This window comes from Sphingobium sp. FG125 (genome assembly GCF_057809795.1).
Map to the genome: position 1 here is coordinate 58,540 of NZ_JBMDKQ010000003.1, position 14,879 is coordinate 73,418.

13 protein-coding genes, 1 tRNA gene and 1 pseudogene are annotated in these 14,879 nt (G+C 62.3%); 7 read left to right on the top strand and 8 right to left on the bottom strand.

Annotated elements, in window-relative coordinates:
* Positions 1–187 precede the first annotated feature (187 nt).
* From rsmA to ACODSR_RS03510, 4 genes are all read right to left on the bottom strand, one after another.
* Positions 188–1,027 carry a 16S rRNA (adenine(1518)-N(6)/adenine(1519)-N(6))-dimethyltransferase RsmA gene (gene rsmA / locus ACODSR_RS03495; RefSeq protein ID WP_489073767.1) on the bottom strand — a complete coding sequence of 280 codons (840 nt, stop codon included), beginning with the start codon at positions 1,025–1,027 and terminating at the stop codon, positions 188–190.
* The gene (gene pdxA, locus ACODSR_RS03500) at positions 1,017–2,057 is read right to left on the bottom strand and encodes a 4-hydroxythreonine-4-phosphate dehydrogenase PdxA (RefSeq protein WP_489074148.1); all 1,041 of its coding nucleotides are present in this window, start codon (positions 2,055–2,057) and stop codon (positions 1,017–1,019) included. Before pdxA ends, rsmA begins: the two co-directional genes overlap by 11 nt.
* Entirely contained in the window at positions 2,035–3,420 is a 1,386-nt protein-coding gene (locus ACODSR_RS03505) for a peptidylprolyl isomerase (RefSeq protein WP_489073769.1), read from the bottom strand. Before ACODSR_RS03505 ends, pdxA begins: the two co-directional genes overlap by 23 nt.
* An 86-nt stretch (positions 3,421–3,506) precedes the next feature.
* Positions 3,507–5,756, bottom strand: coding sequence for an LPS-assembly protein LptD (locus tag ACODSR_RS03510; RefSeq protein ID WP_489073771.1), 2,250 nt, complete (start codon positions 5,754–5,756; stop codon positions 3,507–3,509).
* A 196-nt stretch (positions 5,757–5,952) separates the two neighbouring features.
* Here ACODSR_RS03510 and ACODSR_RS03515 point away from each other — a divergent pair, with 196 nt between their 5' ends.
* The 3 genes from ACODSR_RS03515 (at position 5,953) to ndk (ending at position 8,457) form a co-directional block, all read left to right on the top strand.
* On the top strand, positions 5,953–7,398 hold the full coding sequence (locus tag ACODSR_RS03515) for a leucyl aminopeptidase (RefSeq protein WP_489074150.1): 1,446 nt from the start codon (positions 5,953–5,955) through the stop codon (positions 7,396–7,398).
* Positions 7,399–7,507: 109 nt separating this feature from the next.
* On the top strand, positions 7,508–7,945 hold the full coding sequence (locus ACODSR_RS03520) for a DNA polymerase III subunit chi (protein ID WP_489073773.1): 438 nt from the start codon (positions 7,508–7,510) through the stop codon (positions 7,943–7,945).
* An 89-nt stretch (positions 7,946–8,034) separates the two neighbouring features.
* Positions 8,035–8,457: a nucleoside-diphosphate kinase gene (ndk, locus tag ACODSR_RS03525; protein WP_006953431.1), complete on the top strand. Its 423-nt coding sequence runs from the start codon at positions 8,035–8,037 to the stop codon at positions 8,455–8,457.
* Positions 8,458–8,520: 63 nt separating this feature from the next.
* Here the strand turns inward: ndk and ACODSR_RS03530 are convergent, their stop codons facing one another.
* Positions 8,521–9,195, bottom strand: coding sequence for a glutathione S-transferase family protein (locus tag ACODSR_RS03530; RefSeq protein ID WP_217673470.1), 675 nt, complete (start codon positions 9,193–9,195; stop codon positions 8,521–8,523).
* 207 nt (positions 9,196–9,402) lie between these two features.
* Entirely contained in the window at positions 9,403–10,467 is a 1,065-nt protein-coding gene (locus ACODSR_RS03535; RefSeq protein WP_489073775.1) for an AraC family transcriptional regulator, read from the bottom strand.
* 173 nt (positions 10,468–10,640) lie between these two features.
* Between ACODSR_RS03535 and ACODSR_RS03540 the strand changes: the two genes are divergently transcribed.
* The 3 genes and pseudogenes from ACODSR_RS03540 to ACODSR_RS03550 form a co-directional block, all read left to right on the top strand.
* A complete protein-coding gene (locus tag ACODSR_RS03540; protein ID WP_489073777.1) occupies positions 10,641–12,884 on the top strand; it encodes a TonB-dependent receptor in 2,244 nt (747 codons plus the stop codon).
* 11 nt (positions 12,885–12,895) lie between these two features.
* A complete protein-coding gene (locus ACODSR_RS03545) occupies positions 12,896–13,384 on the top strand; it encodes a cupin domain-containing protein (protein ID WP_489073779.1) in 489 nt (162 codons plus the stop codon).
* Positions 13,385–13,428: 44 nt separating this feature from the next.
* Positions 13,429–13,563 (top strand): annotated as a pseudogene (locus tag ACODSR_RS03550) (ATP-binding protein); the annotation flags it as partial.
* Between the two features lie 70 nt (positions 13,564–13,633).
* Here ACODSR_RS03550 and ACODSR_RS03555 read toward each other — a convergent pair.
* On the bottom strand, positions 13,634–13,801 hold the full coding sequence (locus ACODSR_RS03555; protein WP_489073781.1) for an Arm DNA-binding domain-containing protein: 168 nt from the start codon (positions 13,799–13,801) through the stop codon (positions 13,634–13,636).
* 163 nt (positions 13,802–13,964) lie between these two features.
* Positions 13,965–14,038 (bottom strand) — tRNA-Cys (locus tag ACODSR_RS03560).
* Positions 14,039–14,237: 199 nt separating this feature from the next.
* Between ACODSR_RS03560 and ACODSR_RS03565 the strand changes: the two genes are divergently transcribed.
* Positions 14,238–14,870, top strand: coding sequence for a protein-L-isoaspartate O-methyltransferase family protein (locus ACODSR_RS03565; protein WP_489073783.1), 633 nt, complete (start codon positions 14,238–14,240; stop codon positions 14,868–14,870).
* Positions 14,871–14,879: the final 9 nt, after the last annotated feature.

Sequence of the window (14,879 nt, forward strand, 5' to 3'; positions counted from 1 at the left end):
CGCGCGCCTGGAGTGTGGTGATTTTAGGGCGAATCCTCTACCTCCGTTCGTTTCGAGCCCTTCGACTGCCCGCCTGCGGCTGGCGCTCAGGATAAACTACGTCGAGAAACCAGTGCGCGACGTTTCTCGACTTCGCTCGAAACGAACGGATGAAGGTAAAATCATAGCGCCTAGGCGCCGTGCAAGCCTACCGCCCCAGCACCCTTGCCACTGCAACAAACTCCTCGACGCTGACCGTTTCGGCGCGGCGTTGTGGGTCGATGCCGATTTCGGCCAGTGCATCGAGCGCGCCGGGCAGGCCTTTCAAACTTTGGCGCAGCATCTTGCGGCGCTGGCCGAAGGCGGCGGCGGTCAGGCGTTCGAGATGTTTGAGTTGCACACCGTCCGGCGCGGCCTTGGGCGTCAGGTGGACGACGGCGGACATGACCTTGGGCGGCGGTGTGAAGGCGCTGCGGTGGACTTTCATCGCGATGCGCGCGTCGCTGCGCCATTGGGACAGGATGGCGAGGCGGCCATAATGGTCGGTGCCGGGCTGGGCGACGATGCGTTCGGCGACTTCCATCTGGAACATCAGCGTCAGGGTTGACCACCAGGGCAGCGGCTCCCATGGGGCGGACAGCCAGCCGATCAGCAGCGCGGTGCCGACATTATAGGGCAGGTTGGCGATGATATGCGCGCCATCGCCCGCTTCGGCGCGGGCGTCGATTTCCATCGCGTCGCCCGACAGGATGCGCAGCTGGCCTGGAAAGGCGGCGTCCAGTTCCGCAAGGGCAGGCAGGCAGCGCCGGTCACGCTCGACCGCGACCAGCCTGGCCCCCGCGCGCAGTATGGCGCGGGTCAGGCCGCCGGGACCGGGACCGACCTCGAACGCGGGCTGGCCGTCGATCGTGCCGGGAACAGCGGCGATCCGGTCGAGCAATTGTTCGTCGAGCAGGAAATTCTGCCCCAGCGCCTTGCTGGCCTGAAGCCCGTGCGTGGCGATCACCTCCCGCAGCGGCGGGAGCTTCACCTTGGCTTCAGCAGACATAGGCGGCACGCGCGCGGGCGGCGTCGGCGGCCATGCGCAGCGCGGCGATCATCGCGCCGGGATTGGCGCTGTCGGTGCCTGCAATGCCAAAGGCGGTGCCATGGTCGGGCGATGTGCGGATGATCGGCAGGCCCAGCGTGATGTTGACGCCATCGTCGAAATTCAGCGTCTTGATCGGGATCAGCGCCTGATCATGATACATGCACAGCGCCGCATCATAGGCTTCGCGGGCGCGGGCATGGAACATGCCGTCGGCGGCCAGCGGCCCGACTATGTCATAACCTTCGTCGCGCAGCGATTCGACCGCCGGGCGGATGATGTCGATTTCCTCATGCCCCAGCGCGCCGCCTTCGCCCGCATGGGGGTTCAGCCCAGCGACGGCCAGGCGGGGGCGGGCAATGCCGAAATTCTTTTGCAGTCCCTTGGCCGTGGTGATCGCGCGGGCGCGGATCAGGTCGATGGTCAGCGCGGACGGCACTTCGCTCAATGGAATATGGATCGTGACCGGCACGACCTTGAGCGATGGTCCGGCCAGCATCATTACCGCATTGTGGGCCGACACGCCGCAGCGTTCGGCGACAAATTCGGTCTGGCCCGGATGGGTAAAGCCCACGCCATACAGCTGTTCCTTGCCCACCGGCGCAGTGACGATGCCCGCCGCCGATCCCGACCGGGCGAGGCCGACCGAGGCTTCGAGCGATTCAAACGCGGTGCGCGCACCATCGACGCTGGGGGTGCCGGGAATGATCTCGCCCGCCTGTCCGACCTGAAGGCAGGGCAGGGCCGAGCCGAAGGCGGCCGCGGCCTCCCCCGGCGCGCTGATCATCGCGATCGGGCCGAGCCAGACCGCGCGCAGGGCCGCAACATCGCCAACCGCAAAGAAGGGCGGCAGGCCGCGCGCGTCGCGCATCACCCAGCTTTTGGCGACGATCTCCGGCCCGATCCCGGCGGGATCGCCAAGCGAGACCGCAAAGGGCAGCGGCGGCTGGCCGAGCGGGGGCGCGGCGTCAGTTATATTCGATGATCGCATCACGACGCAGATCGCGCAGATAGATGCGCGCACGCTTGTTGACCCGTTCTTCTTCCAGCTGTGCCATAATCTGTTCGGGATTGGGCGCATTGGCCGACGCCGGATCATCACGACCACAGACGATCAACACGCGCACGCCGTCGGTGATGGAGCCGAAGGGGGGCGTGGCTTCGCCGACCTGGAGGTTGAGCAGGATTTCCTGCAACTGGGGCGGCAGGTCGCGCAGCTTCACATTGTCATTGTCGACCACGTCCGCGCCGATCTTTGCACCGACCTCATTGGCCTGTCCGCAGCCCTTGATCTCCTTGATCGCGGCGGCGAAACCTGCGGCCTTGGCGCTGGCCTGCTCCTTGGTCGTGCCTTGCGGGAACAGGACCGACAGCTGTTTCAGGCTGAGCAGCGAATCGCGCGGATCAGCGGTCAGCACCTTGCGCTTGTCCATCACATAGATCAGCGACACGCCGCCTGCGACCTCGATCGGCCCGGCAATCTGGCCGACCTGCATGTCGGCGGCGGCGGTGGCCAGTTCAGGCGGCAGCTGGACCGGGCGCACCCAGCCCAGATCGCCACCGACCGCTGCGGTCGATGCTTCGGAAAATTGCCGGGCATAGGCGGCAAAGCTGCCGCCCTGCTGGATCTGCTGAATGATGTTGCGCGCGTTGGCGAGAATCTGTTCGCGATTTTCCGGGGTCGCCGACAGATAGATTTCGCCGATGCGGAATTCGTCGCTGCCCTTGGCGGCATTCAGCCGGTCGACCACCGACTTCACCTCGTCCTCGGACACGTTGACGAAAGGCTGGATGTTGCGCCGTTGCAGGCGGCTCCAGGCGAGTTCGCCCTCGATCTGGCGCTTGATGCTGGCGGCCGAGCTGCCCTGGCTGCGCAGATAGGCGTCGAACTGGGTTGGCGACTGGCGGAAATTGGCCGCAACCCGCTCATAGCTTTGCTGGATTTCAGCCGGATCGACCTTGATGTCGTTGGCGGCGGCTTCCTGAATCTGGAGCGTTTCGTCGATCAGGTTGCGCAGCACCTGCACCCGCAGGCGCTCTTTTTCTTCCGCTTCCACCTTGCCGCCATTGGCGGTGATGATCAGCGCAAGGCGCTGGTCGATGTCGGTGCCGGTGATGATGCGACCGTTGACGATCGCGGTTGCCTTGCGGACATTGGGGTCGCTCTTGCCAAAGACGGTGACATCCTTGGGCAGGTTGAGCTGCTGGCTGGCGACGGCGCCGCCATCATCGACCGTTTGCGCGGGAACGCCCTGCACCCCGACGCCAAGCAGCGCTGAGGACAGGAACAGGGTGCGCAGGGCCGAACGAACGGCCGGAAACATGCGGGTGGGCGTGGAAACGACAGGCAGCATCGTCGGCAAATATCTCCAATACGGTCCGGCACGAATGCGCCAGTCCGCCTGAACCAGCCCTGACAGGGTAGCGGGAAGGGTGATCCTTATATGCCAATATTGCGGAAAGCTAGCCGAAGCTGGAAAGCATTGCCCTTTCGCGCGTCGCCATTGGCCTGATAGTCGCGCCGCCAGGTGAGGCCGAGCGTCAGACAATCATCCTCATAGGCGATGCCCAGGCGATGGCGGACCGGTTCATAACCGTCGGCAATGCTGAGCGGATCTTCCTTCCCATCGGTCAGGTCGATCACAGTGGAGCCGAACACCGACCAGAAGCGCGCGAACTGGATGCGCCCGCCAAGACGCAATTCTTCCCGGTCCTGCAAATCCTCCAGCGCCGCCAGTGCATCGCGGTTGAGCCGCAGATAGCCGACCATGGCGTAAGTATTCTTGCTGCCCACGGTCGCGTCCAGCTCATTGCGGCGAACGGCCAAATGATCCTTGTCCAGCCGGAACCTGTGGGTGAAGCTGATGAAATCCTTGTAGCGCACCGTCGTGCGGCCAACGATGTCGGACGTGCGATCCGACAGGCCGGTGCCGTCGGGCAATATGCTGGTGCGGCTGTTCAGGCGATAGCTTTGCCCCACGATGGTCTGGAGCGAGAAATCGGGCAGCGACAGGCTATATTCGATGCCATAGGTGATCCGCGTCGAATCCTCGAACCGGTCATAGCCGGCAAAGCGGTTGAGCGCGAAGAGGTTGCTGTCCTCCAGATCGACGGCGCGGGCATCCTCATTGGGGAGCGACAGGTTGGCGAGTTTGGGCGCGGCGACGATCTGGACGCGCGGGGCGATCCGCTGCACGCCGCCAAAGGCTTCGCCAATGAAGGGCCAGCGCATGTCCACTGCGGCGGCGGCGATGCCGCGCGCCTGCCACCCCGGATCGCCCGCATAGCTGGCGGTCGTCGTTAGCGCATTGTCGCTGCTGTGATAGGCATCGCCGCGCAGATAGCCGGTGAAGGTCACTTCCTGTCCCATGCCGGTCAGCGTGCGCAGATTCCATTCAGCCCCGGCAAAGGCGCGCTGCGTATCCTGGCCATGGGTGCGGGTGATCGCCAGCGTATTGGCCTGCAATTGCAGGACGCCGCCCAGCAGCGGGTCTTTCAATCGCAGCCGATAGTCGATGACCGGCAGTGCGATCGGCGTCTGCCCCTGCGAATCGCCCGCGCGCAGCGTCTGCACCGCCCAGCCGCGTAGCGAGAAATAGCTGTTCTGGCCGATTCGCTGCGCGCCGAGGGTCGAGCGCAGCCGGTCATCGCGGCTGATATCGTAGCGGCGCAGGAAGGTGCGGTCGCTCGCGAAGCGGATCGATCCATCGACGCTCCACTCCGGCGTCAGCTGCAACCCGCCGCTGGCGTCGAGATAGAAGCGCGGATCCTTTTCGGATGCGGCAGGCGTGGTGCCGCTGCTGTCGCCGGTGGCGACGCGGCTGCCATAGGTGGCATAGCCGGTGATCTGGTATGCGCCGCGATCATAGAGATGGCGGAAGCCCGCCTCCAGCATGGGCAGGCTGTTGCTATAGACGTGCGGCGTGACCGTCAGGTCGCGATTGGGCGCCAGCTTGAAATAATAGGGCAGCGCCACTTCAAAGCCGTTATTCCGGTCATAGCGCAGATTGGGCACCATCAGGCCGCTGCCGCCGCCTTCACCCACCGGATGGGACAGGCCGGGCAGCGGGATGAGCGGCAGGCCGAACAATTCGATATTGGCGTTGGTGTAGGTGACCCGCTCGCGCGTCGGGTCATAGACGACCTTGACCGCGTTGATCTGCCAGGTGGGTTCCTTGGGGCAGCCGTCGCTATCTTCCACCGCGCAGCCGGTATAGGCGGCGCGGTTGAGCGTATAGATGCCGTTGGTGCGGGTGCCGGTCGCTGCTGCCAACCGACCGCCTGACTGGAGGACCAGCAGCATATTGTCGACCACGCCGTCCTTGAGCGTATCGGTGACGTCGAACCGGTCGCCATAGGCGATATTGCCGTCGGGATCGGTGACCGAGACATTGCCGATCGCCTCCACCTTGCCACTGGTGCGGTTCCACACGACCTTGTCGGCGCGCAGGCGATTGCCATCGCGCAGCAACTGAACCGCGCCGCTGGCGGTGACGATTTCGCTATTGCTGTCATATTGCAGGGCGTCGGCGGAAAAGCCGATCTGGTCATCGCTCGCCGGAATGGGGGCGTCTGGCGCGCTGATCGGCACCTGTGGTTCATTGAGTTGCTGTGCCTTGGCCGGGGCGGTGACCGACAGGCACGACAAAGCGCAGCCGATCAGCAGGGCAGGACGCAAAGACAGGGACATAGGGGAGATAGCCAAAAGGTCAGGCCTCATGAAGGGGCGGTATCAGCGCCTGCCTATCGCACTGCTTGGCGCGCGCCGCAATCGCTGCGCTACGCTCTTTTCCGGCAAAATCGGTCGAACGCCTTTGCCAGACGGGACAAGCCGCACTATTTGGCAAGGATTACGTCCCAAAGCCCGAACAAGAAAAGGTCCCTTGATGGATATCGCGATCAGCCCGACCCGTCCCGATGCCGACACTCTGGTCCTGGCGCTGCCCAAGGGTGCGCCCGACAGCCTGCCGGTTGCCGCATCCGCGACGCTGGTGGCGGGCGCTGCGGCGGCGCGCTTTACAGGCGAAGCGGGCGCGACGTTCGAGAGCTTCGCGGATGAGGGCGGCAAGGTGCTGCGCATCGTCCTGCTGGGTACCGGCACGGGCAACGACGCGGATCTGGAGCGGGCCGGTGGCGCGCTGACCGCGCGGTTGCTGACCAGCGGCGCGACCCATGCGGCGGTCGAATTTGTCGGCGGCGCGAGCGGCGAGGGCGCGGCGCGGCTGGCGCTCGGCGCATTGCTGCGCGGCTGGCGGATCGACACCTATCGCACCCGGCAGCCCGAAAAGGCCAAGCCGACGCTGGCGACGGTAACGATCGTGTCGGCGGACGCTGGCGCGGCATGGGACCGGCATGCGGCTGTCGCGGCGGGCGTTGCCCTGACCCGCGAACTCGTGTCGGAACCCGCCAACATCATCTACCCCGAAAGCTTCGTGGCGCGCTGCCAGCATCTGGCGGACCTCGGCGTCAAGATCACGGTGCTGGATCGTCCGGCGATGGAGAAGCTGGGCATGGGCGCGCTGCTGGGCGTGGCGCAGGGTTCGGTGCGCGACGCGCGGATGCTGGCGCTGGAATGGGACGGCACGGATGGCAAGACCGAAAAGCCGCTCGTGTTCGTCGGCAAGGGTGTGACCTTCGACACCGGCGGCATTTCGATCAAGCCCGCCGCCGGCATGGAGGACATGAAGTGGGACATGGGCGGCGCAGGCGCGGTCGCAGGCGCGATCAAGGCGCTGGCGGGGCGCAAGGCCAAGGCGCATGTGGTGGGCATTTGCGGGCTGGTCGAGAATATGCCCGATGGCAACGCCCAACGCCCCGGCGACATTGTGACATCCATGTCCGGCCAGACGATCGAGGTGATCAACACCGACGCCGAAGGGCGACTGGTGCTGTGCGATGCGCTGACCTGGGCGCAAAAAACCTACACGCCCGACACCGTGGTGGATCTGGCGACGTTGACCGGCGCGATCCTGGTCTCGCTGGGCGATCAATATGCCGGGCTATTCTCCAACGACGATGGCCTGTCGGACGATCTGACCGCGGCGGGCAAGGCGACCGGTGAGCCGCTGTGGCGCTTCCCCCTGTCAGACGCTTACAACAAGCTGATCGACAGCCCGATCGCCGATATGAAGAATATCGGCGGCCGTTACGCCGGGTCGATCACTGCCGCCCAGTTCATCAAGCGCTTCATCGACGATGGCGTAAAATGGGCGCATCTCGACATTGCCGGGATGGTATGGGCAGACAAGCCGGGCGCAACCTTCGACAAGGGCGCGACCGGCTATGGCGTGCGCCTGCTAGACCAGTTTGTTGCGGACAAGTTCGAGCAGTAAGATGCCCCCACGCCCGTTCGGGCTGAGCCTGTCGAAGCCTCGTCCTTCTGCGCAAAGAAGAACGACCCTTCGACAAGCTCAGGGCGAACGGGATTAGGATTTTAAGGCCATGCAGGTCGATTTCTATCAGCTGAGCCGCGATCCCGTCGATCAGGTGCTGCCCGCCATTGCGGCGCGCATCCTGGCGATGGGCGCGCGCCTGCTGGTGGTGGCGGAACAACCGGACCGGCTGGAGCGGATTTCCGCCGGGCTGTGGAATGGTCCGCCCGACAGCTTCCTGGCCCATGGCCGCGCGGGCGAGGCGGGGGAGGGGCATCAGCCGATCCTGCTGGGTGCGTCCTGCGATGCGGCCAATGGCGCGCGCCATGTCGCGCTGGCCGATGGGCTGTGGCGCGAAGAGGCGCTGGATTTCGATCGGGTATTCCACTTCTTCGACGATAGCACGATTGAGGCGGCGCGGGCGAGTTGGCGGGCATTGGCCAAGCGGGACGGGATCGAATCCCGCTACTTCAAGCAAGACGGCCGCAAGTGGCTGCAAATGGCATAGAAGGGGCCAGGGTTAAGCCCCTTGCGGCCCGGCCCTGCCCCGTCTAAAGGCGCGCCCAGCATTTCCAACCATTCGGAGTATCGAGGGCCATGGCCGTCACGCGCACTTTTTCGATCATCAAGCCCGACGCGACCCGTCGCAACCTGACCGGCGCTGTCACCAAGATGCTGGAGGAAGCCGGTCTGCGTGTCGTCGCATCCAAGCGCATCCGCATGAGCCGCGAACAGGCCGAAGGCTTTTATGGCGTCCACAAGGAACGCCCCTTCTTCGCTGACCTCGTCGCCTTCATGATTTCCGGCCCCGTTGTCGTCCAGGTGCTGGAAGGCGAAAATGCCGTGCAGCGCAACCGCGACATCATGGGCGCGACCAACCCCGCCAATGCCGACGCCGGCACGATCCGCAAGGAACTGGCCGAATCGATCGAAGCCAATTCGGTCCATGGTTCGGACAGCGAAGAAAATGCCGCGACCGAAATCGCTTTCTTCTTCAAGCCGGAAGAAATTGTCGGCTGATCCACGCTGCGGCGTGAGAATGCATTAGGGCCGGGGAGCGCTTGCTTCCCGGCCCTTTTTTAATCACACCGCCTGCGGTGGCACTTCGAACCGGTCGATCACCCAATCTTCGGCCTGCGCGCCGCCGATCCATTCCTGCATCCACGGGTGCGCGATGATGGCGTGCATATAGGCTTCGGCAAAGCGGGCCACGGGCAATTGATAGGTGATGAGGCGCGTGACCACCGGCGCGAACATCACGTCGGCGGCGCCGAACGGGCCGAACAGGAAATCGCCATCCCCGCCATGGCGGGCGCGGGCCTGCGCCCATAGTTGCATCAGCCGCGCCAGATCCTGCTTGACCGCTTCGGACGGTGGCACCGCATCGTAAATCTGGCGGATATTCATGCTATGCTCGCGGCGTAGCGCGGCGAAGCTGGAGTGCATTTCCGCCGCCATCGACCGGGCCATGGCGCGCGCGGCGGGATCGGCTGGCCAGAATTTCTCATTCCCGGTCTTTTCGTTGAGATATTCGACTATGGCCAGGCTGTCCCACACGACAATATCGTCGCCATCCCACAAGATCGGCACCTTGCCGGACGAGGGCGCAAACTCGTCGCCCTCGCGCCGCTTTTCCCACGCCTCGTCATAAAGAGGGACGACCGCCTCTTCAAAGGGCAGGCCGGACAGCTTGCACGCCAGCCAGCCGCGCAGCGACCAGCTCGAATAGGCTTTATTCCCGATAAACAGCTTCATCATGCCGCTGCTTTAACCGCAGCGGCGCGCATAAGTCGAGAGCGGGAAACCAGCGACGGAACAGAGAATGTCCGCAGCGCAATCCCAACCCGCAATTTCCGATATCAAGGGATCGCACGACTGCCTCCGTCGGGGAGACGATTCAATTTCCGTCAGCGTATATCGAAAGCTTTGAGCATTTTTGATTTCATGCAGAACGCATATTCTTCATCACTCTGAATAACTTAACAAGTGCGCAATAGCGCCCTGTTCCAAACGGCCGGACGAGGCAATATTGCTATCGACTGGCGTGTGTTCAGCTTTTCTCCACTGGCTTGGCGACACGCCGGTCCAATGCCGGAAAGCTCTGCGGAAGCTGCCCGCATTCTGATAACCAAGGCGATAGGCGATCACCTTCATTTCGACGGCCTGACCAAGCATCTGTATGGCCCTGTCCCGGCGGTACAGGTCGATCAGCCGCTGATAATTGAAATTCGCAGCAGCGAGCCGGCGATGCAGCGTGCGTTCGCTGCATCCGAGTTGGCGAGCGGCCAGGGCCGCTGACGGCAGGTCGCTCAGCCGCTGCCCAAGCAGGGCCTTGAGCCGGTCGACGATGTCATTTTCACCCGCTTTTGCGGAAAGCCAACTCTGACAATAATCCTCCGTGATCGCGCGCGCTTCGTTATCGACGGCCACGATGCGTTTTGGCAGATCATCGAGGTGACCGCAGATAAAGCCCGCCGCCTGATCGAAGCGGATCGGTATGTCGCCAAGCAGCCGAAAATGATCGCTTTCGGCAGGTTCTGGGAAGGGAAATCCATATTCAAGAACCTGCAGCGAATGTCCGCTCAAGGACCTGAGCGCTGGCGCGACACCTGCCAGGGTCGTCTCCATGCAGAGCCGAAATGCACGCTCGCCAAGAGGATAGCGAGGTGAAAAGCGAAATTGCCAACTGTCCGGGCCGATCACAAGATCGCTGACCAACGGGTAGCCGATCACCACCGAATAGCGCGTCCATGTCTCGATCACGTCGCGCACTGTGTCTGAGTTGATCAGTCGATAGCCCAATATGCCCATATACTGAAATTTGGTGGCCAAACCGCAACGGATAGAAAAATCGACCGGCGTGCGTGCATCGAGCAATTCGAACAATTCGGACATCTTGGCATTGTCGATCGGCTGAAGTTCCATGACCGAACGCAGCGACACTCCCGATCCTTCAAGAATTTTTTCAGGGTCGCCGCCGATTTCCGCCAGATATAGAAGATGCCCTCTGAGCTTAGTAGGCTTGTCCATCTCATCCTCGCTTCAGTTCGCCTGCACAGCCTCAGTTGCGGGGCGCTGGCCGATCAAGCTCTTTTTTTGGCCGTATCGGCACCTTTTTTGACCCTAGGTCGGTCAACCTACCCCACATATACCTACCGGCTAAAGCGGGGCAACGATGATTGTCCGCGAGTGGGAGAGAGATGATGGCTAAACGCAGATTAGTGATGATGATGGTGCTGCTTGCCGGAACGGGGCTCGGCGCCCAGGCGCAGGCGCAAACCGCGGCAGCACCAGTTGATGCTACATCCTCCACGGGTCGTGACGAACCCACCGACATCGTCGTAACGGCGTCGAAAATTCGTGGCGCCCTCGACAGGGCGCCCTTGTCGGCGACCAGCCTGGCGGGAAGCACGCTCGAAGCGCTCGGTGTGCGCTCCGTCCGTGATGCGCAGATTCGCATGCCTTCTGTGGTCTACGACAATAGCGGTGGCTCGGCGCAGGTGTATATCCGTGGCATCGGGACCAATTCAGCCTATGCAGGGCTTGAATCGAGCATCGGGACTTATGTCGATGGCGTCTACCTCCAACGGCAGGTGGGCGCGTCCGTTGATGTTCTCGACATGCGCAGCATCGAAGTGCTGAACGGTCCGCAGGGTTCGCTCTATGGACGCAATGCGACCGGCGGCGTCATCTTGATCAATACGAACGACCCGGTCGACGCGTTCGAGGGCAAAATGCGGGCGACCATCGGCAATTACAACCGCCGCGAAGCGGAGGCTGTCCTCAATGCACCCCTTGACGAGAAACTTGCGTTGCGCGTGGCGGGGCGCTTCTCGCATCTGGGCGGTTACACCACCAATGTGGCGAATGGCGACCGGCTGAGCGGCTATGACCAGGGCACCGGACGGGTCAAGCTGAAGTGGACCCCGTCGAGCGACTGGTCGATCGTGCTGTCCGGTGAATATCACGAGCAAAGCCGGGATCCGATCGCGCGGCGATTGCTGGTCGCGTCGCCGCTTTGTTTTGCCTGCGCCGTATTCGGGACAGTGCCTTCGCCCGCTGGAAATTTTTATGAGGTCAGCCAGACTAAGACGCGGAACACTAAAATTCGCTATGCCGCCGCTACGCTCAATATTGCCTATACCGGCGATAAATTCGACGTCGTCAGCGTCAGTGGCGTGCGCGATTTTCATTACAAGGTCTTTGTGGATCAGGACTTTGCAAATGGCGATCTGTTCAACAGCCGGGCGGAAGAATTCGGCACCACCTTCACGCATGATACATATGTTCGCACCCACTTCGACGGCCCGTTCAACTTCCTTGCCGGGTTGAGCGGCGAAATCGACGATGACTCCTTGCTGATCCAGGTCTTTGGTGCCGCATTCGGCCCCCTTCAGGGCGCGGGCGGCACGTCAAAGGTGAAGCTGGCGTCGATCTCCCCTTATGCCGAAGGCTATGTGCAATTCACCGACAGCCTGAAGCTAATCCTTGGCGGTCGGTATAATATCGACCGCAAGAGATTGCGCGCCGTCAACAATGCGGCAGCCACGCCGGCGCTGGGCGCCGTTCCGCTGGTGGAGCAGCAGGGAATCTATCGCAATTTCACACCGCGCATCGTCCTGTCGCATGAAACACCGCGTTCCACCGTATATGTCAGCTACAGCAAGGGCGCAAAGAGCGGTGGGTTCAATACGCCGGCCTTCATGCCATTGGTCGAATTGAAACCCGAGACGCTGGAAAGTTTCGAAGCGGGCATAAAGGCGAACGGCTGGGATAATCGCATTCATGTCTCCGCTGCTGGTTTCTATTATAATTACAAGAATATACAGGTCAGCTTCGTCGACGCCGCCACCGGGGGTGTGCGCGCCGAAAATGCGGCGAGCGCTCGTGTATACGGGCTGGAACTGAACGGTGAATTCCGCATAGTTCAAGGTCTTACGCTAAGTGGCGGCGGGTTGATGGAGAGCGCGACTTTCCGCACTTTCCCTGCCGCCGCGATCTTCTGTCCCCGTGCGCAGCCGTCGCCCGGTTACGCGGGTTGCCCAGCCCCGACGGGCGCGCCCGGTTTCGCGAATGGCGTTGCGAACTTGTCGGGAACATCCTTGCCGCGTGCGCCTGATCTTTCGGTGTTCGGATCGATTCAGTATGATTTCCCGATCGGGGCGGCGTGGAAGGGGTCCTTCATCCTCAACAACCGCTATACCACAGGCTATGATTTCTCGGCAGGCGCAGGTGGGCCGCTGAAGCTCAGTCGCCAGCAAGCCTATAATCTGATGTCTGCCAGCATTACCGTGTCGCAGGTTGGTAAGGGGCTCGACGTCAGGCTGTACGCCGACAACATTACCAAAGCCCGTTATTATGACGAAGTACCCTCATCCGCATTTGGCATCGCTGGCACTGCAGCCGCGCCGCGAACCTACGGCCTCAGCCTCGGCTACTCTTTCTAAAGGACATTGCCATGACGACTGTTCAAATGGATTCTTCCATTGCCCATGACCAGATTCGTTCCATTGCTTCTGAAGATATTGACTGGATACCTTATGGTTTGATCCCCAACAGCTACTTCCGTGTTCTGCACGTTGACGAAGGCAACAACATCGTCATCCTGAACTTCAAGATGCCTCCATCGACCAGAACACCTGTCCATGGTCATTATTGCACTGCGACAGCCTATACTCTCGAAGGCCAGTGGTTCTACGATGAACTGGCATTCAACAAGGGGGATTTGGCGTATGAAACCACGACGGAGGTTCATCAGCCCTACACGCGCGACCAGGGCGTGGTACTGCTTACGACGTTGATCGGGGGCGCCGGCAACGACAAATTGCTGGAAGATCATAATGAGGATGGAACGAGGACCCTTCTGCGGACGCGGCTGTTCAAAGCCTATGAGCGCATATCTCTGGCTGACGCGCTGCAACTGGACATGGCTTCGCTCGTCAACTGATCGGACGGTCGTGCCGAAGACGAGGAGCTGATGGTGCAAATTTCGGGGTTTTCGGCAAGGGCAAGCGCGTCCTCCACGTCGATCCCGCGATGACCACCGCGCTCCTCGACCGCGTCACCCATCATTGCGCCATCGTCGAGACCGGCAATGACAGCTGGCGCTTCAAAAACCGCAGATGATCCGCCCCTAGTGGTCCGATTTTGACATTTGCAGACCCATCCCAGCCGCCAGGGGATGCAAATGTCAAAATCAATCCACTAGCGACAGTTTGCGCGCCATGCCGTCGATGCGGTAATTGAGTCGCCACAGCTTGCAGCCTCTTGGATTGACGAGCAAATGCAAGCCCTGGGAGTCAGTAACCTTGCAAGGCTTGTCTGCGGGCTTGGCATTGCGGATAGCGGTATCGGTTAGCGCCATTGGGGGCCTCGATTCTGCTGGGGCCTTTCGAGGCCCCCAAATTAGGCCCCATCATCCGCAATTGCAGGCAAACAAGGGCATCCACTGACAATCAGAGAATGCCGAAGAACTACCGGCAATCAGGGATTTCCCAACTGTTGGCAGACGTCGCCAAACAGGATTTTGGAGGCCCGAGCCGGAATCGAACCGGCGTGCAAGGATTTGCAGTCCTCTGCGTAACCACTCCGCCATCGGGCCTTCCGTCGCGGTGGACGCCGCAAATGTGCGGCTTTGGTTGCAAAGTCAAGCGGCGGATCGGGCGGCGGTGTCAAGATTCTGGTCGCCTGCCATGCAAAGCCGCTTGGCGTGGCCTGCGCGCTGATTTAGAGGTCCGTTGATCCCCTTGCTGTATTGCATTGCCAATACAGTTGTGCCAAGTCCAGTCGACCAAGCGAGAATGATCGTGACCGAGCAGAATTTTTCTTCGATGCGGACCGCCATGGTCGAAAGCCAGTTGCGTACCAGCGACGTGGATGATCCGCGCGTGATCGCCGCGATGGCCAGCGTGCCGCGTGAGGATTATGTCCCGGCCGAACGCCGCGCCATGACCTATATCGATCGCCCGATCCCGCTGAGCGGGGGGCGTGCGCTCAACCCGCCATTGGTGGTCGGTCGCCTGCTGACCGAGGCGAAGGTTGCGCCGGGTGACAAGGTGCTGCTGATCGGCGCGGCAACCGGTTATAGCGCTGCGCTGCTGACCGCGCTGGGCGCGCAGGTGACGGCGGTCGAGGAAGAGGGCGGGCCGGACATTGCGGGCGCAACCGTGGTGCGCGGGCCGCTGAACGCCGGGGCGGCCGCTGGTGCGCCCTATGATCTTTTGTTCATCGACGGCGCGGTGGCGGAAGTGCCTGCCACGCTCGTTGGGCAGCTTGTCGACGGGGCGCGGGTCGTAACCGGCGTGGTCGAGCGCGGCGTCACGCGGCTGGCCAGTGGCCGGGTCGTCGCGGGCGTGCTGGGCCTGTCCAGCGTTGCGGATATAGAGATGGTGGTGCTGCCGGGCTTTGCCGCGCCGGAGCGATTCGTTTTTTGAGACGGGGAT